This is a genomic window from Cupriavidus sp. CPT47-8839-RL05A (assembly GCF_058792255.1).
Genome location: NZ_JBYTEG010000012.1, coordinates 169342 through 191333 on the forward strand (window position 1 = coordinate 169342; position 21992 = coordinate 191333).

A 21992-nucleotide genomic window follows, 5' to 3' on the forward strand; every position below is an offset into this window, starting at 1 on the left:
TTACCGCAGCAGGCGGCGCGGGCAGTCGCCGCACAGCGTGAAGGCCGGCAAGCGGTAGCGCAGGCAACACAGCCGGCGCAGCCACAGCGTGGTGGTGGTGCCGTCCTGCGTCACGCGGTGCGCGCGCATCGGCGCATGCAGCGGGTTGTCGCGGCCGTCTGGGCGGGTGCGGGTGTCCATCAGCCAGGCGGCGTCGGCCGCCAGCGTGGCGTCCGTGGCCGGCATGCCCGGCTGCAGCAGGGCGGGCGCGTGGCGCAATACCTCGGCGACGACAGCGCCGGCATTGGCCCACAGCAGGCGCGGCGACGCGCCGCTGGCCGCTGCCAGCGCATCGACCAGCGGCGCCAGCAGATCGTCCAGCAGGGCGCCGTAGCGCTGCTGCGGCGGCGCGCCGGGCAACGTCTGGCCGAAATGTGGCAGCAGCAGCGTCACGGCGCGGCCATGCCGATCGGGCCGGACGGCCGCGTCGCGCAAGGGCAGTACGTGCTGCGCCAGCGCAGCGGCGGCCACCGTGCCGGGCAGCAGCGCGGAGAAGCAATGCCGCGCCCAGACCGAGCCGGCCACGCGCGCATCGTCGCCACCGTAGTGGACGGCCATGGCGTGAAGCGCCTGCCGCAGTGGGGCGCGGCCCGCCGGCGCGGACATGAGCGCGGCGGGCATGACGTCATCGGACGTCGTGGGGCCGATGCGTATGGCCTCGGCGTAGTGACGCAGCGGCTCGGGAAACAGTGCAAGCAGGATCGGTAACGGAAACAAGAGGCAGCCCCGTACGGCGTTGCGGATATGCAGTCAACGCCTTTTCTTGGTTGAAAATGAGAATGATTATCAGGTATATTCGCAATTCGCTTTGTAAAGACAATGTCGCACCCGGGCGCCCCCTTGCCAGTCAGTCGCGGCATGGCCGCGGCTGCGGGGCGATCCTGGCCTTGCCGTTCGCGCGGCAAGGCCGTGCGCGCGGTGGCAGCCAGGCCAGCAATGACTGCCTCGCGGCTCCCGAGGAGACCCAATGACGCAGCCTATGCCCGACCTGACGATCCGCGTGCGCGCCTCGCAAGGCCCCGCGCCGCTGTCGTTCGCGCAGCAGCGCCTGTGGTTCCTGCAGCGCTACGCGCCGGACAGCATCGCGTACAACCTGGTGCGCGCCTGGCGCCTGCAGGGCCCGCTGTCGGCCCCGGCGCTGGAGCACGCGCTGGCGCAGGTGACCGCGCGCCATGCGGTACTGCGTACCCGTTTCTCGACCGGTGACGGCGAGCCCCGGCAGATCGTCGACGACGCGCCGCCGGCCGTGCAATGGATCGACTTGCCCGCAGGCGAGCTCGATGGGCTGCTGCGCCGCGAGTCGGCGCGTGTATTCGACCTGCACGCCGCCGCGCCTTTCCACGTCACCGTCGCCCGGCTGGAGGATGGCGCCCACGTGCTGGTGCTGGCCATGCACCACATCGTCTCGGACGGCTGGTCCAACCCGATCCTGGCGCGCGACCTCGCGCGGGCCTATGGCGCGGCCGCCAATGGCAGCGAGCCGGGCTGGACGCCGCTGCCGGTGCAGTATGCCGACTACGCGGCCTGGCAGCGCGAGCGTCTCGATGGCCCTGCGCTCGATGCCGCGCTGGCACGCTGCGCGGACCGCCTGGGCACTGGCATTCCCGCGCTGGAACTGCCGCTCGATGCCCCGCGCCCGGCGCGGCCGGCAGGCAAGGGCGGGCGCGTCCGCTGGACGCTGTCGGACGACGTGGTGGCAGCGCTGCGCAGCTACTGCGCTGGTGGCACGGGTCGGGGTGGCCGGCTCACGCCGTTCGCCGTGCTGCTGGCCGCATGGCAGGCGCTGCTGGCGCGCTACAGCGGCCAGTCCGACTTTGCCGTGGGCGTGCCCAACGCAGCCCGCACGCATGAAGAGCTGGACGAACTGGTCGGCTGCTTCATCAATACCCAGGTCTATCGCGCCCGGCTGACGCCCGGCCTGAGCGGCCACGCGCTGTGCCAGCAGGTCCGCAACGATGCCCGCGCCGCGCTGGACCACGCCGACCTGCCGTTCGAACTGCTGGTCGACAGGCTGGCGCCGTCGCGCGACCCCAGCCGCACGCCGGTGTTCCAGGCGATGTTCAACCTGCAGATGGGCGAGCCCGCCGCCTTCACGCTGCCCGGCCTGCAGGCGAGCGCACTGCCGGTGCCCGACGACAGCGCCAAGTTCGACGTCACGCTCGACCTGCACGCCAGCGCCACGCGCGTGTCCGCCACGCTGGAATACGACGCCACGCTATTCACCGCGGCCACGGCACAGCGGATGGCGCGGCACTATGAACACCTGCTCGGCGCGATGCTGGCCGCGCCCGAGACACCGCTCGAAGCACTGTCCCTGATGGATGAAAGCGAGCAGGCCCGGACGCTGGCCGACGGCAACGACACCGGCCTCGCACTCGACCCGGCCGACGACGTAGTCGCACGGATCGCGCGCGCCGCCGCGGCCACGCCCGATGCCATCGCGGTGACGGACGGCGAATCGAGCCTGACCTATGCCGGGCTGGAAGCGACCGCCAACCGCATCGCGAACTGGCTGGCCGCGCAGGATGTCGGCGCCGAGGCGCTGGTCGGCGTGTGCCTGCCGCGCACGCCCGCGCTGGTGGCGGTGCTGCTCGGCATCGTGAAGGCGGGCGCCGCCTACCTGCCGGTCGACGCCCACCATCCGCCCGCGCGCAATGCCCACATCCTCGGCCATGCCCGTGCGCGCCTGATCCTGGCGAGCGCCGCTACACGCGCCGAGCTCGGCGACAGCGGCGCGGTGGTGCTGGTCGACGGTGACACGCCGCCCTGGAACACCGCTCCCGATACGCAGCCGGCTGCGCAATGCCATCCGGCACAACTGGCCTACACCCTCTACACCTCCGGCTCGACCGGCACGCCCAAGGGCGTGCAGATTTCGCGCGGCGCGTTTGCCAACTTCCTGCGGGCGATCACGCCGGTGGTGCCGATGGATGGAAGCGACCGGCTGCTGGCGGTGACCACGCTCGGCTTCGATATCGCGGGGCTGGAGCTGTTCCTGCCGCTGGCCAGCGGCGCCCGCGTGGTGATCGCCACGCGCGACGATGCGCGCGACCCGGCGCGGCTGGCGGCGCTGATGTCCGCACACGGCATCACCGTGATGCAGGCCACGCCCGCGACCTGGCAGATGCTGGTGACGCAAGCCTCGCCGGCATGGCAGGGGCTGCGCGTGCTGTGCGGCGGCGAGGCGCTGGGGCGCGAGCTGGCCGCGGCCCTGCTGGCCAGGGGCGCGCAGGTCTGCAACGTCTATGGTCCCACCGAGACCACGGTCTGGTCCGCGGCGCATGCGCTGGCGGGCGAGGGCGCTCTCGCGTGGGCGGTCGCGCCGGTCGGCCTGCCGATCGCCAACAACCAGCTCTACGTGCTGGACGCGCGGCTCGAGCCGGTGCCCCCGGGCGTGGCCGGCGAGCTCTACATCGGCGGCGCCGGGCTGGCGCGCGGCTATGCCGGGGATCCGGCCCGCACCGGCGCGGCCTTCGTGCCCAACCCGTTTGCGCCCGGCACGCCGGGCGCCATGGCGGGCGACCGGCTGTACCGGACCGGCGACCTGGCGCGCAAGCGTGCTGACGGCATCGTCGAGTTCCTCGGCCGGCGCGACCACCAGGTCAAGGTGCGCGGCTTCCGCGTCGAACCGGGCGAGGTCGAGGCGGCGCTGAGCGCGTGCCCGCAGGTGAGCCAGGCAGTCTGTGTGGCCCGGCAGGGTCCCGACGGGATGGCGCGGCTGTGCGCGTATTACGTGGCCGCCACGGCTGGCGATGACTCGGACGACGCCATCCTCGCGCGCTTGCGCGAGCAGTTGCCCGGCTACATGGTGCCGTCCAGCCTGACGCGGCTCGACGCGCTGCCGCTCAACGCCAACGGCAAGGTCGACCGCCAGGCGCTGCCCGAGCCGGCCGCGCCGCGCGCTCCGGCGGCGCTATCGACGCCAACCGAGCACGAACTGGCGGCGCTGTGGTGCGCGGTGCTGGACGTGGCCCAGGCCGGGGCCGACGACGACTTCTTCCTGCTGGGCGGCCATTCGCTGCTGCTGGTGCGGCTGCAGACCCGCATCCGCGAGCAGATGGCCTGCGAACTGGCGCTGCCGGCGCTGTTCGCTGCGCCCGTGCTGCGCGACATGGCCGCGGCGATCGACCAGGCCGGCCGGCGCGATGCCGACGCCGACCTGGCCTTCATGAACGACCTGCTGGAGGCCCTGTGAATCTGTTCCTCTCATTGCGCCGCCGCTTCGGCGGCCTGCTGCTGCTGGCGCTGGCCGCGGGCACCTGCAGCGCGCTCGCCGGCATCGCGCTGATTGCCGAGATCAACCGCATGATCGCCGCGCCGGCGGCGCTCGAAGCGGGGCGCATCGGCGTGCTGCTGGGCCTGCTGGCAGTGCTGTTCGGCTGCGGCTTCGGCTCGCAGGCGCTGCTGACCGCGCTCGGCCACCGCGTGGTGTACGACATGCGCCTGCGCATGCTCAAGCGCGTGCTCGATACCGACGTGGAGCGCCTGGAAGCGATCGGCGGCCCGACCGTCTATGCCACGCTGACCAAGGACATCGCCTCGATCGGCATGGCCTTCAACCGCGTGCCGTTCGTGTTCTACAACGGCGTGCTGGTGCTGGGCGGGCTGCTGTACCTGGGCTGGCTGTCGTGGCAGCTGTTCGTGCTCGGTGCCGCGGTGCTGGGCGCAGGCGTGCTGCTGGCGCAGCGCTGGGTGCTGCGCATGCGCACCCTGATGAAGGCGGTGCGCGACACCGACGACCGGCTCTACGCCGGCTACCAGGGCGCGATTGATGGCCGCTATGAACTGGCGCTCAATGCCTGGCGCAAGCAGAGCTTCTACCAGCGCGACTTCGAGCCCGCCGCGGAATTTGCGCGCGCACATGAGGTGCGCGCCGACCGCTACTGGGTGCTGAGCCTGTCGTTCACCGCGACGCTGATCCTGGGGCTGGCGTGCGCGATCTTTATCGCCGGCGATGCGCTGGGTATTGGGCGCGAGCGCATCACCGCCTTCGTGCTGGTGCTGATGTTCCTGCGCATGCCGCTGAACGACCTGGTCGGCACGCTGCCGATCCTGATGACCGGCAACGTCGCGCTGCGCAAGATCGAGACGCTGCGCCTGGCGCCTTACACGGGGGATTTCGCGCTGCATTCGGCCAATACCGCCGCTGCACCGCCCGCGCCGGGCACGCCGCTGATCACGCTGCAGGACGTGCGCTACGACTATCCAGGCCAGGGCGACGAGCGCGGCTTCCGCCTCGGCCCCGTGTCGCTGACGCTGTCCGCCGGCGAGACCGTCTTTATCGTCGGCGGCAACGGCAGCGGCAAGTCGACGCTGATGAAGCTGCTGGCGGGCCTGTACCAGCCGAGCGCCGGCAGCATAGCGCTCGGCGACAAGCCGGTGAGTACCGCCGAGCTGCCCTGGTATCGCAGCCATTTCGCCACGGTGTTCTCCAACGCCCATCTGTTCGCGCGGCTGGTCGGCCCGGACGGGCGCTTCGACGCCGCGGTGGCCAATGCCTTCCTGAAACGGCTGCACATGGACCACAAGGTCGCCATCCGCGACGAGCTGCTGTCGACCACGCAGCTGTCGCAGGGGCAACGCAAGCGGCTGGCGCTGCTGGCGGCTTATGTCGAGGCGCGCCCGGTGCTGCTGCTCGATGAATGGGCGGCCGACCAGGATCCCGTGTTCCGCGCCTACTTCTATGAATCGCTGCTGCCGGAGCTCAAGCGCAGCGGCAAGACCATTGTCGCGGTCAGCCATGACGACCGCTATTTCCACGTGGCCGACCGCGTGATCCGCGCCGACAGCGGCGTGATCCGCGCCGACAGCGCCACTGACAGCGCGGCCGCCCCCGCCGCGGCCGGCCAGACCGACCATCAGGCCGCCGCATGACGCGCGCCACCAAAGACAGGGAGTCAGTTCACATGCAAAGCAATGCCGCGCCTTTGATGACCCACGCGATCGCGAGCCAGCCCTGGTTGTCCGCGACGATCCCCATGCTGCAGAGCCGCTGGCAAGGCTCCGCGCTGCAGCTAAGCCTGGATGGCACGCCGCTGCAGGCCTGGCAGTTCACGCCCGGCACCCAGCCGCGGCTGGCGCTTGCCGACGCCGACCCGGCCCACCCGCTGGCGCGCGCCGCCACTTTTGCCGCCTGCGAGGCGGTGCTGGCGCGCGCCCCCGCGACGCAGGCCATCGCGCTGGACCTGCCCGAAGCCATCGCCAACGCAATGCTGCGCGAGGGCAGCGCCACGCGCGCGGCCGGCGGCGAGCTGGTGACGCGCGTCGAGCAGCTCTGGCAACTGCCGGCGCTGTGGCACACCGGCACCTCGGGCCGCGACTATCCGCTGCAATACGCGATGACCCAGGGCCGGCGCCATCCGCTGCGCGCGCCCAAGCCGTCGGGCCAGGTCTATGCACGCCATATCCCGTGGCTCGGCCAGGTGTTCTCGATGCGGGTGGCCGATCTCGATGCCGACCTGGCGTGCTTCCACGGCTGGATGAACGATCCGCGCGTGGCGGCGTTCTGGGAGGAAGAAGGCGATCTGGCAAAGCATCGCGATTACCTGTCGGCGCAGCTGGCCGACCCGCACACCATCCCGCTGATCGGCTGCCTGGACGGCAAGCCGTTCGCGTACTTCGAGGTGTACTGGGCCAAGGAGAACCGCATCGGCCCGTACTACGACGCCGGCGACTTTGACCGCGGCTGGCATGTGCTGATCGGCGACGGCGAGATCCGTGGCAAGGCTTATATCAGCGCCTGGCTGCCGTCGCTGATGCACTACATGTTCCTGGATGACCCGCGCACGCAGCGCATCGTGGGCGAGCCGCGCATCGACCACGTGCAGCAGATCCGCAACCTGGACCGTTCCGGGTTTGCCAAGGTCAAGGCCTTCGACTTCCCGCACAAGCGCGCCATGCTGGTCATGCTGCTGCGCGAACGCTTCTTCGGCGAGCGCCTGTGGGTGCCGCAGGAAGACGGGCAGGCGCAGCTGTCCAGTGCAGAACCGACCGCGCTGGCGGCCTGAGCCAGCCGCGCAAGGAGAGACCATGCTCTATTCCGCTTCCAACTTCGCCGCCCACGGCACCGATGCCGGTGCAGGGCCCGTGCTCGACCTGCTGGGCATCGGCTTCGGCCCTTCCAACCTCGCGCTGGCAGTGGCCCTGCGCGAGATGCTGCCGCAGCAGGCGCCGTTCCGCTTCGGCTTTATCGAGAAGAAGCCGGGCTTCGTCTGGCACGGCAATATGCTGCTCGACAACTGCCGCATGCAGATCTCGTTCCTGAAGGACCTGGTCACGATGCGCAATCCGGCCAGCCGCTATACCTTCATCAACTACCTGCACGAGCGCGAGCGGCTGCTGGACTTCATCAACACCCGCACCTTCTATCCCAGCCGCTACGAGTTCAACGACTACCTGTCCTGGGTGGCGGGCGATTTTGCCGACGCCTGCCACTACGGCGAGGAAGTGGTCTCGGTCGCGCCCGAGCCCGCCGGGGGCAATGGCGAGCTGGCCTGCCTGCGCGTGACCTCGCGCACGGCGCAAGGGGCGCTGACCGAGCGCCGCGCGCGCAACGTGGTGGTCAGCGTCGGCGGCGCGCCCAGCATTCCGGACGCCTTCGTGCCGCTGCGCGGCCAGCCGCGGGTGTTCCATTCGTCCTCGTACCTCGAGTCGCTGGAGCGCCTGGAACGCACCGCGCCCGTGCGGCGCGTGGCAGTGATCGGTTCGGGCCAGAGCGCCGCCGAGATTTTCCTGGACCTGCATGGCCGCGAAGGCGGCATTGCGGTCGACCTGGTCAGCCGTGCGCCGGCGCTCAAGCCGGCCGACGACAGCCCCTTTGTCAACGAGATCTTCAATCCGCGCTATATCGACTACCTGTTCTCGCGGGCAACGACCGAGCGCGAGCAGCTGCTGCGCGAGTTCGGCAACACCAACTACGCAGTGGTCGATACCGACCTGATCGAAGCCATTTACGAGGTGCTGTACCAGCAGAAGGTCACCGGCAAGGTGCGCCACCGGCTGCTGGCCGGAAGCGAGGCCCGCCATGCCGAGGCCGATGCCGACGGCGTGCGGCTGGACATTGCGCGGCGTGACGATGGCGCGCATCAGTTGCAGCGCTATGACGCGGTCATCCTCGCCACGGGCTACCGGCGCGAGCTGCACCAGTCGCTGCTGGCGCCGCTGGCGTCCTACCTGGACGACGCCAAGGGCTTCCAGGCCGACCGCGACTACCGGCTGCAGATGGCGCCGGGCTGCCAGGCGGGCGTATTCCTGCAGGGCTGCTGCGAAGCGACGCACGGCTTGTCGGACACGTTGCTGTCGGTGCTGGCGGTGCGCGCGCAAGAGATTGCGGCCGCCGTGCTGGGCAACCGCGCGGGTGTGGCGTGCGCCATGGAGGCCGAGCCGCCTCGCAGCCGCCCCGCGCGCGTCGCGCACGCCGGCACGCACTGAGGTATCGCCCATACAAAGCAACATGAGGACCGGCGGCCGCGACCAGGCGGCCAGCCGGGTCCCACGGCCTGGATTTTCACAACCGAGCAGGGGAGTAAGAAGGCAATGAAACACAGCAACAGACGCGCGACCGAACGCGCGCGGGCAACACGGCATGGCTCCGTGCAGTGCCGCACCGCCATGCGCTGGATCCCGGCCGCTGTTGGCCTGATGGTCAGCGCGTCGGCTTTCGGACAGGAAAACGCGACAGGTTCGGCATCGGCGGCAACGCAGGCAGAGCAGCCGGCCCCCGCGGGCAGAACCGCCCGGCAACCGGAGGCTTCGCTGCCGGCGGTGACAGTCAACGGCGCCCGCGAAAACCCCATCAACCCGCCCACTACCGCTGGCAGCAAGGTGCCGCTGACCGCGCGCGAGGTGCCGCAATCGGTCACCGTGGTCAACGCCGAGCGCATCCGCGAGCAGAACCTGACCACGCTGGAAGACGCGATGATGCAGGCCACCGGCGTGTTCGTCGAGAAGCGTGACCAGGAGCGTTCGATCTATTATTCGCGCGGGCTGGAGATCGACACCTTCATGCTGGACGGCGTGCCGACCAAGTATGACTGGCGCAACACCGTGCAGCCGGACCTGTCGATGATCGAGCGGGTGGAAGTGCTGAAGGGGCCGTCGGGCCTGCTCGCCGGGGCGGGCAAGACCGGCGGCGCGATCAACCTGGTGCGCAAGCGCCCGACGCGAGAAACCCAGGTCGGCGGCGCGCTGTCGGTGGGATCGTGGAACAACTACCGCGCCGAGGTGGATGCCGGTGGCGCGCTCAATGCCGACGGCACGCTGCGCGCGCGCATCACCGGCGCGTTCCAGGACAAGGACTCGTTCATCGACAAGACCAATATGCGCACCAGTGCGCTCTATGGCGTGATCGAGTACGACATCACGCCCAGCACGCTGGTGACGGTCGGCGCGAGCTACCAGGATTCGGAAGGCCGCCAGCCGTGGACGCTGCCCGCTTACTACAACCCGGTCACGCGCCAGGCCAGCCTGCTCGACGTGCCGCGCTCGACTTACCTGGGTGCGGACTGGAACCGCGACCACTTCTATACCACCTCGGCCTTCGCCGAGCTGGAGCACAAGTTCGACAGCGGCTGGCAGGTCAAGGGTGCGCTGCGCTACCTGAACAACCGCCTGAACCGCGAGCAGGCCTATGCCTATACGCCGGTGATCCCCGGCGTGAACACGACCACGCTGTTCGCGGCCAAGCAGACCTACACGCAGGAGCAGACCAGCTTCGACCTCTATGCCAACGGGCCGTTCTCGCTGTTCGGGCGCCGGCACAAGGCGCTGGTCGGCTTCAATTTTTCCGATTCGGAACGGCGCGACCCCCGGTATACCATTTCGCCGTTCTCGCAGGTCGTGAACATCTTCAACCCGCGCAGCGACTTCGCCAAGCCAACCTTCACCCCCAATGGCACAGGCATCACCACCACGACCAGGCAGTACGGCGTCTACGGCGACGCGCGCTTCTCGCTGGCGGATCCGGTGACGCTGGTGCTGGGCGGACGGCTGAGCTGGTGGGACATCAGCGCGCGCCAGTACACGTCGACCACCAGCGTGACTAGGGGCGACGACATCAACGCCAAGTTCACGCCGTTCGCCGGGCTGATCTACGACTTCACCGAGCACTGGTCGGCCTACGCGAGCTATGCCGAGATCTTCCAGCCGCAGGATGAGTACCTGACCGCCAGCGGCAACCTGGTCGATCCGATCAAGGGCAAGCAGTACGAGGTCGGCGTCAAGGGAGAATTTTTCGAGGGCGCGCTGAACACCTCGCTGGCACTGTTCGAGGTACGCGAGACCGGCCGCGCCACGCTTGACAATATCAACACGACCAACCCGAGCAATCCGTTCTTCGTGTCGCAGGGCGAGACCAAGAGCCAGGGCTTCGAGCTGGAAGCCAGCGGCCGCATCACGCCGAGCTGGACCATCTACGCCGGCTATACGTTCAACGTCACGCAGGACCTGCGGAACCGCACCGGCCAGGTCAACACGCCGTTCTCGGCGATTGCGCCCAAGCACCTGTTCAAGCTGTGGACGATGTACCGCCTGCCCGGCGATTTCAACCGCTGGCGCATCGGTGGCGGCATGACCGCGGTCAGCCATGTGCAGAACACCGCGCTGTTCCCCGCGCCGATTGGTGCGGTCACGCTGCGCCGCGGCGGCTATGCGACGTTCGATGCGGCGATCGGCTACGACTTCAACAAGCACGTGTCGGCGGACCTGAACCTGACCAACCTGTTCGACCGCAGCTACTACTCACGGATCAACAACCCGCGCGAAGGCAACATCTGGGGCCAGCCGCGCGCGGCCATGTTCACCGTGCGCATGAAGATGTGAGCGCAGCGGCCTTCGTGGTGGTGCGATGCCATTGCACCACCACGCCGGCCGCGCGTTGCCAAGAATTCCAATGAACGACAGTCCCTCATCCCTGCCATCGCGCCGCGCCTTCCCGCCCGCGCTGGCCATGACTGCCCGCGCGCTGGCCGCGCTGGCGGGCAGCTATGCCTTTGTCTGGGGCATCACCGCCGGCGGCGCCGCGCTCGGCTGGCGCCTGGGCCTGGCCCGCAGCGAGGCCGTGCTCTGGTTTTCGATGCTGGCCTTCCTCCTGTTTCCGATGATGTCGCTGTGGGCGCTGGTCACGCGGCACCTGCTGCGCGTGTGGCTGGTGCTGGTGGCCGGCGCGGCCATCGGTGCCGGCGTGGCGTGGTGGCTGGGGGAGAAGCTGGCATGACGCGACCCGCACGAAATAGCAAGGCCCGCGCACAGAAGGCCGATGCACATGCCGGCGGCCTGCGCCAGGCCATGACCTGGGCGCACACCTGGATTGGCGTACTGCTCGGCGGTGTGCTGATGGTGGCGTTCTTCATGGGCTCGGTGGCGGTGTTCGACCGCGAGGTCGACCGCTGGATGATGCCGGCCACGCGCCTGGACGCAGCGCCGCCCACGATCGACATCGACACCGTGGTGCCGCGCGCCGTTGCGGCGCTGGCGCGCGGCAAGCCGCTGCGCGAATGGGCGGTCATGCTGCCCGAGCAGCGCACCCCGGTGATGATCGCGCGCGTGCGCTATGCCGCCGCGGGCGGGCAGATCCGCCTGGCCGATCCGCGCAGCGGCGAGCTGCTGCCTGACGTGGGCACTTTGGGCGCGTCGTCGTTCTTCTATCCGCTGCACTACAACCTGCACCTGCGTGCCTGGAACATCGGCTACTGGCTGGTGGGCCTGGCGGCGATGGCGATGCTGGCGGCGATCGTGTCGGGGGTGATCATCCACGTCCGCATCTTCCGCGACTTCTTCACGTTCCGGCCGCGCAAGCAGCTGCAGCGCAGCCTGCTGGACCTGCACAACCTGACCGGCGTGCTGGCGCTGCCGTTCCATGCGGTGATCACGTTCTCCGGGATCTGCATTGTCTACATGATCCTGATGCCGGCCGGCATCAGCGCGTTGTACCAGCAGCCGAACACCTTCTACGACCAGGCCTTGTCCGGCTACTCGCGCCCGCCCGCCGGGGTGGCGGCACCGATGGCCGCGCTGGGGCCGATGGTCGAGACCGCGCGCGCACGCTGGGGCGGGGCGGCGCCGGCCGCGATCCGGGTATGGAACCCCGGCGATGCCAACGCCGTGGTCAAGGTCAGCCGCTCGGTGGGCGACCGCGTCAGCCTGGCCGACGACGCCGCCTACTTCGACGGCGCCACCGGTGCGTTGCTGCATCACGTGCCGTTGCAGCCCGCTGCGACCACGCAGCGCTTCCTGACCGGCATGCACTTCATCGCGTTCGATCACTGGCCGCTGCGCTGGCTGTATTTCCTGGCCGGGCTGGCGGGGTGCGTGCTGATCGCTACCGGGCAGTTGTACTGGCTCGACAAGCGCCATGCGCGCCACGGCGAAAAGGGCGTGCGGCTGGCGGCCGCGGTCACCGCGGGTACCACCACGGGCCTGGTCATCGCCACGCTGGCGATGATGGTGGCCAACCGGCTGCTGCCGATGACGCTGCCGTCGCGCGAGTTTATCGAGGCCGGGCTGTTCTTCCTGGTGTGGCTGGCCACCGCGATCCATGCGCGCGTGGCGATGCGTCCGGGCAGCCGCACGCTGGTGCCATGGCGCCAGCAATGCCTGGCGATCGCCGCGCTGGCTCTGGCGGCGCCGGTGCTCAACGGCCTGAGCACCGGCGACTGGTTGCCGCTGGCGCTGGCGCGCGGCCACCTTGCCGTGGCCGGCGTCGACATCGTGCTGCTGCTGACCGGTGGGCTGGCGCTGGCGTCGGCGCGACGGCTGCGGCGCGTCGACGCGGCACGCCAGGCCCGGACCGCTGCTGCCAGCAGCCAGGCGCTAGAGGAGATGGATCGTGCCAATCACGCTTGAACACTTGCTGCTGCTGGGCCTGGCGCTGTGCGCGTACTGCGCTTTCGTGCTGTTTGCCTGCGCCACGGAGCGGCACTGGACCGAGTTGTCGGGGCAGGGCGCGGACCTGCCCGCCAGTGGCCGGCGGCGGCTGCGCTGCGCGGCCTGGGCGCTGGTGGCGCTTGGCGCCGTGGCCGCGCTGGCGGGCAACCGCACCGGCTTTGGCGTGTTGCTGTGGGCGCTGGCGATGATGGCGGGAGCGTTGGCGGTGTCGTTCACGCTGACCTGGCGGCGTGGCTGGCTGCAGGCGATCGCACGCGGGCTGCTGGCTGTCTTGCGTATCTGAGGCACGTGCCCCGCAAGGGGCTGCTTTTCATATAAAAACGCAATTAACCGCCACAAGTTGCACCCAACCACGACCGCGCACCCGCGTCAGGGCTGGCAGGGCGAGGGGGCGTTCAGCCCCGCCCGCATCATCGGCCTGCGCCGGTATAGCCGCGCCCAGGCGGCGCCAGCAAGCGCCGCAGCCATTGCCGCCAGGCGCTCGCCGCAGGCCCGGCGCCTTGCCGGCAGCGCGTTACGTGCAGCGATGCCGTGGTGACGGCATACAGCTCGATATGGCCGCTGTCGGACAACGTAAAGCTCTCGCTCGCCGTCAGCGCCGTATCCTTCGGGTCGCCGTCGCGGATCAGCCAGAGTTCGCCTTCCGTGCAGCGCACGGCGACGTGTTCGCCGGGGCCCGCCACGAGCCGCAGCGAACTGCGTGCGGGCAGGGTGGCGGTCATGTCATTGCTCACCAGGAACATGATGGTCTCCAGGTTCAGTCGACGGCCAGCCCGTGCAACGCTGGCGGGATTGCCGCGCGCGCTGGGGCTGAGCCGGGCCGGATGAAATCGGCGATGTGCCGGATCACGCCGGGATCCTGCAGGATGCGGCGATGCCCCAGGCCGCTGGTCGTGACCAGTTGCGCGCCGGGCCAGGCGCCGGCGATGGCTGCACCATCTTCCCAGCGCACTTCCTTGTCGTCGCGGTCATGGATCACCAGCGTTGGCGGGACCGGCCGGGTGCGGCCGACGTCGGGCACGTTGAAAGCCGACCATGGCAGTCCCAGCCAGCGCTCGCTCTGGCGCTGCATGCGTGCCAGCACGCCGGGCGTGAAGCCCATTTGCCAGGCCAGCGACGCACACGCGGCGTGCATGTCGGCCGGCGATCCGACCAGCACGGCGGCGCGGGCGGGCAGGCCCTCGCGCAGTGCCAGCGCGGTGGCCGCGCCGCCGAGCGAATGCGCCACCACGGCGTGCACCGGCCCCGCGTGCCAGGCCGCGGCGAGCAGCGAGCGCGACATTTCCAGCACCGAGGTCTGCGCCGCGCCGCGCGCGCCGGCGTCGGAGGCGCCGTGCGAGAGCGCATCGAAGGCCACCACGCGCATGCCGGCGGCCAGCAGGCCCTCGACAACCGCATGCCACTGGCCGGCATGTCCGCCCCAGCCGTGCGCGAGCAGCACCACCGGGCCGGACCTGCCCCAGCGATAGACGCGCACGCGCCGGCTCGGGCCCTGGCCCGTCACCAGCGCCCAGTCGGCGCGCGCACTGTCCAGCTGGCGCCGTGCTGCCGATGTGGCGGCGGCGCGCGGCGGCTTGAACCAGATGTGCTCCAGCGCCCGCGCTGTCGCGCCGGGCCTGACCATGCTGCCCGCCTGCCAGCGCAACCGCTGCCAGCCCTGCAAGGCCCGCTCCACCGCGCCGGACTTGCCGGTGCGCAGCGGCGCATTGCCGGCGCGCGCGGGCAGGGGCGCGGCGGCGGGGGATGAGGAAACCGGGGAAGGAGAAGAGACTGCTTGCGTCACGACCTGCACCTCCAATGGATTCTGGATTGCACGGCATCATCGGCACCGGCCCCGCCGGCGGCTTCCGTGCTGTTGTTACGACCGACCAGTCGTGCTTTTTTTGGTACAAAAAAAGCCCGCCGGAGCGGTTGCTGCCTGCCGGCGGGATAGCGCCGGCGCCAATGTGTGGTTCAGTGGCCGCGGGCGCCTTCGGCGGCACGGGCCACCAGAGCCGCAAATGCGCGCCGCGCCATGGTCTCGGCATCGTCGCGGCCAAGCAGCTTGAACGACTGCTGGAAGGCCATGCCGATACCCGAGAGTTCGAATGCAAATTGCCGCGGGTCAGTATCCGGCCCGAAATGGCCCTCATCGATGGCGTCGCCCACCACGCGCGCAACCGTGCTGTGCCAGTCCTTCAGCGACTGCACCACCAGGTCGCGGATCGAGCCCGGCCGGTCGCGGTATTCCTGGCCCAGCGCCGTGAACAGGCAACGTCCCTGCGTCACCGTGCCGCCCAGCCATTCCAGGTAGCCTTCGAACAGCCCCTGCAGCCGTGGCATGCCGCGCGGCTGGCGCATCGCCGGCCGGATCACGATCTCGCCGAAGCGCTCAACGGCCAGGTCCAGCACTGCCTGCTGCAACACCTCCTTGGACTTGAAGTGTGCATACAGGCCGCTCTTCGACATATTGGTGTCCGCGGCCAGCGTGGCCAGCGACAATTGTTCGAAGCCGACCTTGGCAGCGGTGTCCAGTGCCTGTTCGACGATGGCGTTGCGAGTGAGTTGTCCTTTCTGCATGGCGTGGAGAATAGCACGACCGGTCGGTTTGTCAACGAAACCAGATGCATGGTATTTGCCCCGACTTGCGCACTTGTGTCCGGGAGGCCATAACGTCATACGGATATGCATGTGACGTCAACGCAAACCGCCAAGGCCCGTTAGAGACTGGGCGGTGCAGCGTTGTTGTGCACGATCCGGCTCTTTGATGTTCGGCAATCGGCCGATGTCAGGACGGGATTGCGGACTTCTAAGAAATCTGCACAAAGTGTTTCTGCGGTTACATACGGAACGCTTTGCGTGCTCTATACTCGAATGCACGTCCGCGCACTTTTTTTCACTGGTGACTGGAGACCGACATGAACAGTACAGCCGTGCCAAGAGGCGCTAGCGAACCGTTCCGGCAACTGCGGGCGTTGCGTCGCGCGCGCAAGCTCAAGCAGGAGGACGTCGCCCGTAAAGCGGGGATTTCCCGGGAAGCCTACCTGCGGGCGGAGTCGGGTCAGGCCGATCCCCGCATGTCGACGTTCCTGGCTGCCTGCGAGGCGCTGGGCCTGGAAGTCGTGCTGGCCCCGCAGCATCTTGCTGCAGACGTCAACGCATTCATTGCCAGCCGCAATGGCGGCGTGACGGCAGCTTCGATGGCAGGCCAGCCGGCCGCCGGAAGCACGGCCGCGCCGGCCGCGGCGCCGGCTTCCGGAGGCGGTTTCGGCTCCGGGACCGGAGAGGGCCACAAGCCGGTCTGACCGGCCGCCGCCTGGCCGGCCGCGTTCGCAACGCGCCGGCACCGGCAGCTGGCCTCCAGGCCACCCCATGACAACCGGCGCGGGGCTTTCCGCACCGCGCCGGTTGCTACCGTCCTGAGCGCCGTTCGCGACGCCTGGCGTGGATGACGCCGCAGGCCTGGTTGCCTGCTTCGGCGCTTTCCCGCATTTCCTGGTTTTCCCCCGCTGCGTGAGCAACTGCCGCCGTGCAGGCGTCGACGCGCGCATCCCGGCGCTTCCTGGTTTTTTCCCACTTTTCCCGTTTCCCACCTACAACTGCAATGCAAGCGGCGTCCGGCGCATGCGCCAGCGGTGCCGTTTGACACGTCCGAGCTTGGCTATTACGATATGGTAAATTCATTACGCATTACGTAATTCTTGCCCCGTGCACCACGCAGAGGCGGAATACGGACCGGCAGGCACTCCCAGCAAGAGGCCGCCAGGCGCCAGCGCAGCGCCAAATGGACCGAGACCCAGGAACGCTGACGACACCATGACACTCACGCACACCCAGCTCGCCGAGCACGGCTATATGTCCGGCTTCGCCAATGAATTCGCCACCGAGGCGCTGCCCGGTGCGCTGCCCGTCGGCCAGAACTCGCCCCAGCGCGCGCCCTACGGCCTGTATGCCGAGCAGCTGTCCGGCACGGCCTTCACCGCGCCGCGCGCGCACAACCGGCGCTCGTGGCTGTACCGCATCCGCCCGGCCTCGATGCATACGCCGTTCACGCAGATCGAGCAGTCGCGTTTCCTGAGCCGTTTCGACCAGGTGCCGCCGTCGCCCAACCAGATGCGCTGGAGCCCGCCGGCAATGCCGTCGGTGCCGACCGACTTTGTCGACGGCATCGTCACCATGGCCGGCAATGGCGGCCCCGAGGCCATGACCGGCTGCGGCATCCACCTGTACCTGGCCAACCAGTCGATGCAGGACCGCTTCTTCTACAACGCCGACGGCGAGATGCTGATCGTGCCGCAGCAGGGCCGCCTGCTGATGGTGACCGAGCTGGGCCGGCTGGAAGTGGAGCCGCAGGAGATCGTGGTGATCCCGCGCGGCGTGCGCTTCCGCGTGGAGCTGCCCGACGGCGAGGCGCGCGGCTATATCTGCGAAAACTACGGCGCCTTGTTCCAGCTGCCCGACCTGGGCGTGATCGGCTCCAACGGCCTGGCCAACCCGCGCGACTTCCTGTCGCCGGTTGCCAGCTATGAAGACCGCGAGGGTGATTTCGAGCTGGTGGCCAAGTTCCAGGGCAACCTGTGGCGCGCCGGGATCGGCCACTCGCCGCTGGACGTGGTGGCCTGGCATGGCAACTACACCCCGTACAAGTACGACCTGCGCCGCTTCAATACCATCGGTTCGATCAGCTTCGACCACCCGGATCCGTCGATCTTCCTGGTGCTGCAGTCGCCGTCGGCCACGCCGGGCGTGGACACCATCGACTTCGTCATCTTCGGGCCGCGCTGGCTGGCGATGCAGGACTCGTTCCGCCCGCCCTGGTTTCACCGCAATATCGCCAGCGAGTTCATGGGCCTGATCACCGGCGTCTACGACGCCAAGGCCGAAGGCTTTGCCCCTGGCGGCGCCAGCCTGCACAACTGCATGAGCGGCCACGGCCCGGATGCGGAAACCTTCGAGAAGGCCAGCGCCGCCGATACCTCGAAGCCGCACCGCATCGAGGACACCATGGCCTTCATGTTCGAGACCCCGGGCGTGATCCGCCCGACGCCGTATGCCGCGCAGTCGGCCTCGCTGCAGCAGGACTACTACACCTGCTGGCAGGGCCTGAAGAAGCATTTCAACCCAAAGGTTCGCTAATCCCGGGCGCTTGATCGCCCGCCCGGTTTTCTCCGCTCTCCCGCTTGCGGGAGAGGGGCCGGGGGAGAGGGCAGGCGCTCGTCAAGCATGACGAGTCACGGCACGCGACAAGTGCCACCTAAAATGTTCGGAGTAACCCCATGACCGCCCCCCAAACCAGCTGGATCGCCTCCGCCAACGACGGCCAGACCCATTTCCCGCTGCAGAACCTGCCGTACGGCGTGTTCTCGACCAAGGGCCAGTTCCCGCGCATCGGCGTCGCCATCGGCGACCAGGTGCTCGACCTCGCAGCGCTCGATGAAGCCGGCCTGCTGCCCGCCGCCGCCAAGGGTACGTTCGCCGCAGCCAGCCTGAACCGCTTTATCGCCCTGGGCAAGCCGGTGTGGAGCGAAACCCGCAAGCGCCTGGGCGCGCTGCTGTCCGGCGATGACGCCGCGCTGCGCGACAACGCCGCCCTGCGCGACCAGGCGCTGGTGCCGATGTCGGCCGCAACGCTGCACCTGCCGGTGGAGATCCCGGGCTACACGGACTTCTATTCGTCCAAGGAGCACGCCACCAACGTCGGCCGCATGTTCCGCGACCCGGAAAACGCGCTGCTGCCGAACTGGCTGGAAATCCCCATCGGCTACAACGGCCGTGCCAGCTCGGTGGTGGTGAGCGGCACGCCGCTGCATCGTCCCAACGGCCAGATCAAGCTGCCGAACGAGGCACGCCCGATCTTCAGCGCCTGCCGCAAGCTGGACTTTGAACTGGAGATGGGCTTTATCGTCGGCAAGGAATCGGCGCTGGGCGAGCCCGTCAGCACCGCCGATGCGCCGGCGCATATGTTCGGCATGGTGCTGCTCAATGACTGGAGCGCGCGCGATATCCAGCAGTGGGAATACGTGCCGCTGGGGCCGTTCAACAGCAAGGGCTTCGGCACCTCGATCTCGCCGTGGGTGGTGACCATGGAAGCGCTCGAGCCGTTCCGCCGCGACAACCCCGAGCAGTCGCCGCAGCCGCTGCCGTACCTGCAGCAGCAGGACAAGAATGCCTACGACATCGCCCTCGAAGTCGCGCTGCAGCCGCAGGGCGCAGCGGCACCCAGCACCATCTGCCGCACCAACTTCAAGGCGATGTACTGGACCATGGCGCAGCAACTGGCCCACCACACGGTGTCGGGCTGCAATGTGCGCGTGGGCGACCTGATGGGCTCGGGCACGATCAGCGGCACGACGCCGGACTCCTACGGCAGCCTGCTGGAAATGACCCGCAACGGCGCCGAGCCGGTGACGCTGGCCGACGGCAGCCGCCGAGCCTTCCTGGAGGATGGCGACGACGTGATCATGACCGGCTACTGCCAGGGCGAAGGCTATCGCGTCGGCTTCGGCGCGGTGTCGGGCAAGATCCTGCCGGCGCGCTGAAGCGCTTCAGCCGGCGCTGTGGTTGGCGCTTTGGCCAACTGCGGCGGCATCCAGGATGACCGCCGCGCGGCCTGACAGCAGTGCCTGGCCCGCGGCGCTGACAGTGAAGGCATACAGCACGCTGTTGCCTTCACCGCTGATGCGTTGCGCTTCAACCTGCAGCGGCGCGTCGATATCGTCGAGCCGCTCCACATGCAGCACCAGCTTGCGCACGCTGGCCAGGTAGCCCGAGCGCGGGCGCTGTGCGCCCATTCCTGATTCCGCTTCCGCCAGCAATGCGCCGTGCACGGCCATTGCCTGTGCCGCGTATTCAATCCCGCTGACCGCGGCCAGCCGGCCCTGCGCGCGCAGCGGGTTGTCCGCGCGCGTATGCGTGGCGGACGTGCAGCGAACCGATGCCGCATCCCAGGCCAGCACGCCGTCGAGCAGGCACATCGTGCCCTGGTGCGGAATGCGTGCCGCGATCCAGTCGCGGTCTTTCAGCAGCTCAGCCATCCGCCTGGCCGCCGAGGCTTTCCACCTCGGCTGCAAGCTGCAGCGTATCCAGGTAGTCGAGCACCACGGTGGTGGCCTCGCCGCGGGCGATGGCCGCCAGCAGCGGCAGCATGCGTGCGGCCGGCGCCGACGTGCGCAGAGCTTCCAGCGCGGCGTCCGGCATCACCGTGGCGGGGGCCTGCTTCAGCGCCACGCCGATGCGCGCGAGCGAACGCGCGGTCTGCCGCGGCGTGACCAGCAGGGCCACGCCGAAGGGATCGGGGATCGGGCGGTGGCTGTGCAGCGGCTCGGGATAGCCGGTGTCATAAGCGATCAGCAGGCAGGGCTCGGCATCGGCGGCGGCCTGCAGCACGCATTCGAGCAAGCCTGCGCTGCCACTGCCATCCATGGCGCACAGCACATTGGAGGTGCGCATCGCGCCTGCGGCGATCGACCAGTAGCCGGCGGTAGCGTTGTGCACGGAGTTGTGGAAGCGCGTGGGCGACATCAGCGGCTCGGGCTCGGCCAGCGCTTCGCAGATCGCATGGAAGTTGAAGCCGTCGCTGCTGGACGAGGCAAAGATCGTCGGCAGCTGCGCGGCTTCGCAGTCGCTTGCGGCGACGGCCTGCTGGCCGACACCAAGCGCCAGCCGTACGGTCGGGCCGGTGCGGCGGCGCTCGGCCGGCGGCAGGCCCGCGGGTGGCGGCAGTTCGGTGGGCGCGTGCGCATACGGCACGCGGCCGGCAAGGACTTCGCTGGCCTGCTGCCAGCCGGTCAGGCCGGGGCCGAGCAGGCCGATGCTTTCGATATACACGTGCTGCGGCATGGCGATGCTCAGTGGGAAGCTGCGTCCGCGCGGGCGAACAGCAGGCTGCAGTTGGATCCGCCGAAGCCGAAGGCATTGGTCATCGCATAGCGCAGCGGTGCCTCGCGGTTGGCGAGCTGGTAGTTCACGTCCAGCGCCGGATCCACCTGCGTGGTGTTGATGCCGCCGGGCACCAGGCCGTGGCGCAGCGCCAGCGCGCAAATGACGGCTTCGAGCGCGCCGGCGGCGCCCAGCGCATGCCCGGTGGCGCCCTTGGTGGAACTGCACGGCGTGCCGGGCAGCACCGCGGCCATGGCCATCGCCTCGGCCGCGTCGTTGCTGCGCGTGGCGGTGCCATGCAGGTTGACGTAGCCGACCTGTGCCGGCGCGACTCCAGCGCTGGCCAGTGCCTGCTCCAGCGCTAGGCGCGCGCCCAGCCCATCGGGGTGCGGGGTCGACATATGGTGCGCATCGCTCGATTCGCCGATCCCGGCCAGCAGGATGGCATCGCCTTGCGCGGTGCCGGCCACGCGCTCGAGCAGGCCGAATGCCGCCCCCTCGCCGATCGAGATGCCATTGCGCGCCACGTCATAGGGCCGGCACGGCTGGTCGGACAACAGCTCCAGCGAATTGAAGCCGTACAGCGTGGTGTGGCACAGCGAATCGACGCCGCCGACCACGGCCACATCGATCAGCCCTGCCTCCAGCATGCGCCGTGCCGAACTGAACACCTTGGCGCCGGATGAACAGGCCGAGGACACCGCAGCCGCCGGACCGGCCAGCCCCAGGTATTGGCGCAGGAAGGCGGGCAGCGAGTAGGGGTTGTGGGTGGTGGCGTAATGGAAGCCCGGCGGCAGCGCGCCGCTGGCAGGATCGCGCTGGCGATAGGCCAGTTCCGTCTGCAGCACGCCCGCGGTGCTGGTGCCCAGGAAGACGCCGACCCGGTGGGCGCCGTAGCGCGCCGCCGCTTCGCGCACGCGCGCGGCAAAGCCGTCCTGCTCCAGCGCCAGTTGCGCCAGCCGGTTGTTGCGGCAGTCGAATTCGGCCAGTGCGGGCGGCAGTGCCACGGTGTCCAGGCCGGGGACTTCGCCGACGAAGGTATCGAGCTCGACACCGCCGAAGCGGCAGGGCGCCAGGCCGCCGCGCTGCGCACGCAGTGCCGACAGGGTGGCGTCTACACCGGCGCCCAGGCAGCTGGTGGCCGTGAAATGCGAGAACAGGAGCGGGGACACGGCTTCGGGGGAACGAATGGAAGGAATCTCGGAAGGCTGTGC

General features: G+C 69.3%; 18 protein-coding genes. 11 read left to right on the plus strand and 7 right to left on the minus strand.

Going from position 1 to position 21992, the window contains the following annotated elements; genetic code table 11:
• Complete coding sequence (fhuF, locus tag AC3WVS_RS16765; RefSeq protein WP_492319574.1) at nt 1-597, minus strand: siderophore-iron reductase FhuF; 597 nt, start codon at nt 595-597, stop codon at nt 1-3.
• Between the two features lie 409 nt (nt 598-1006).
• Here fhuF and AC3WVS_RS16770 point away from each other — a divergent pair, with 409 nt between their 5' ends.
• From AC3WVS_RS16770 to AC3WVS_RS16805, 8 genes are all read left to right on the plus strand, one after another.
• On the plus strand, nt 1007-4234 hold the full coding sequence (locus AC3WVS_RS16770; RefSeq protein ID WP_492319575.1) for an amino acid adenylation domain-containing protein: 3228 nt from the start codon (nt 1007-1009) through the stop codon (nt 4232-4234).
• On the plus strand, nt 4231-5913 hold the full coding sequence (locus tag AC3WVS_RS16775) for a cyclic peptide export ABC transporter (protein ID WP_492319576.1): 1683 nt from the start codon (nt 4231-4233) through the stop codon (nt 5911-5913). Before AC3WVS_RS16770 ends, AC3WVS_RS16775 begins: the two co-directional genes overlap by 4 nt.
• A gap of 32 nt (nt 5914-5945) precedes the next feature.
• The gene (locus AC3WVS_RS16780; protein ID WP_492319577.1) at nt 5946-7046 is read left to right on the plus strand and encodes a GNAT family N-acetyltransferase; all 1101 of its coding nucleotides are present in this window, start codon (nt 5946-5948) and stop codon (nt 7044-7046) included.
• Between the two features lie 22 nt (nt 7047-7068).
• Nucleotides 7069-8469 carry a lysine N(6)-hydroxylase/L-ornithine N(5)-oxygenase family protein gene (locus AC3WVS_RS16785; protein WP_492319578.1) on the plus strand — a complete coding sequence of 467 codons (1401 nt, stop codon included), beginning with the start codon at nt 7069-7071 and terminating at the stop codon, nt 8467-8469.
• A 333-nt stretch (nt 8470-8802) separates the two neighbouring features.
• Nucleotides 8803-10857 (plus strand): TonB-dependent siderophore receptor, encoded by a 2055-nt coding sequence (locus tag AC3WVS_RS16790; RefSeq protein ID WP_492319579.1) that lies wholly within the window; start codon nt 8803-8805, stop codon nt 10855-10857.
• A 70-nt stretch (nt 10858-10927) separates the two neighbouring features.
• Nucleotides 10928-11251, plus strand: a complete 324-nt coding sequence (locus AC3WVS_RS16795) for an iron uptake protein (RefSeq protein WP_492319580.1) — start codon at nt 10928-10930, stop codon at nt 11249-11251.
• Nucleotides 11248-12879 carry a PepSY-associated TM helix domain-containing protein gene (locus tag AC3WVS_RS16800; RefSeq protein WP_492319581.1) on the plus strand — a complete coding sequence of 544 codons (1632 nt, stop codon included), beginning with the start codon at nt 11248-11250 and terminating at the stop codon, nt 12877-12879. The genes AC3WVS_RS16795 and AC3WVS_RS16800 overlap by 4 nt, the downstream gene beginning before the upstream one ends.
• Nucleotides 12863-13204 carry a DUF3325 domain-containing protein gene (locus AC3WVS_RS16805; protein ID WP_492319582.1) on the plus strand — a complete coding sequence of 114 codons (342 nt, stop codon included), beginning with the start codon at nt 12863-12865 and terminating at the stop codon, nt 13202-13204. Before AC3WVS_RS16800 ends, AC3WVS_RS16805 begins: the two co-directional genes overlap by 17 nt.
• Before the next feature lie 127 nt (nt 13205-13331).
• On the opposite strand, the gene AC3WVS_RS16810 is transcribed toward AC3WVS_RS16805, so the two are convergent.
• From AC3WVS_RS16810 to AC3WVS_RS16820, 3 genes are all read right to left on the minus strand, one after another.
• Entirely contained in the window at nt 13332-13664 is a 333-nt protein-coding gene (locus tag AC3WVS_RS16810) for a DUF2917 domain-containing protein (RefSeq protein ID WP_035826369.1), read from the minus strand.
• Between the two features lie 14 nt (nt 13665-13678).
• Entirely contained in the window at nt 13679-14704 is a 1026-nt protein-coding gene (locus AC3WVS_RS16815) for an alpha/beta fold hydrolase (RefSeq protein WP_492319583.1), read from the minus strand.
• A 170-nt stretch (nt 14705-14874) separates the two neighbouring features.
• The gene (locus AC3WVS_RS16820) at nt 14875-15480 is read right to left on the minus strand and encodes a TetR/AcrR family transcriptional regulator (protein ID WP_041688140.1); all 606 of its coding nucleotides are present in this window, start codon (nt 15478-15480) and stop codon (nt 14875-14877) included.
• A gap of 338 nt (nt 15481-15818) precedes the next feature.
• On the opposite strand from AC3WVS_RS16820, the gene AC3WVS_RS16825 reads away from it, so the two are divergent.
• The 3 genes from AC3WVS_RS16825 to fahA all read left to right on the plus strand — a co-directional run bounded on the left by AC3WVS_RS16825 (nt 15819) and on the right by fahA (nt 19439).
• The gene (locus tag AC3WVS_RS16825; RefSeq protein WP_011617393.1) at nt 15819-16205 is read left to right on the plus strand and encodes a helix-turn-helix domain-containing protein; all 387 of its coding nucleotides are present in this window, start codon (nt 15819-15821) and stop codon (nt 16203-16205) included.
• A gap of 511 nt (nt 16206-16716) precedes the next feature.
• Nucleotides 16717-18036, plus strand: a complete 1320-nt coding sequence (gene hmgA / locus AC3WVS_RS16830) for a homogentisate 1,2-dioxygenase (protein WP_492319584.1) — start codon at nt 16717-16719, stop codon at nt 18034-18036.
• 140 nt (nt 18037-18176) lie between these two features.
• A complete protein-coding gene (gene fahA / locus AC3WVS_RS16835; protein ID WP_492319585.1) occupies nt 18177-19439 on the plus strand; it encodes a fumarylacetoacetase in 1263 nt (420 codons plus the stop codon).
• Nucleotides 19440-19445: 6 nt separating this feature from the next.
• Here fahA and AC3WVS_RS16840 read toward each other — a convergent pair whose 3' ends face one another.
• From AC3WVS_RS16840 to AC3WVS_RS16850, 3 genes are read right to left on the minus strand one after another with little or no spacing between them, the layout of a single operon-like run.
• Nucleotides 19446-19934: a hotdog family protein gene (locus AC3WVS_RS16840; protein WP_492319586.1), complete on the minus strand. Its 489-nt coding sequence runs from the start codon at nt 19932-19934 to the stop codon at nt 19446-19448.
• Entirely contained in the window at nt 19927-20739 is an 813-nt protein-coding gene (locus tag AC3WVS_RS16845) for a beta-ketoacyl synthase chain length factor (RefSeq protein ID WP_492319587.1), read from the minus strand. Before AC3WVS_RS16845 ends, AC3WVS_RS16840 begins: the two co-directional genes overlap by 8 nt.
• Nucleotides 20740-20747: 8 nt before the next feature.
• The gene (locus tag AC3WVS_RS16850; protein WP_492319588.1) at nt 20748-21950 is read right to left on the minus strand and encodes a beta-ketoacyl-[acyl-carrier-protein] synthase family protein; all 1203 of its coding nucleotides are present in this window, start codon (nt 21948-21950) and stop codon (nt 20748-20750) included.
• Nucleotides 21951-21992 lie beyond the last annotated feature (42 nt).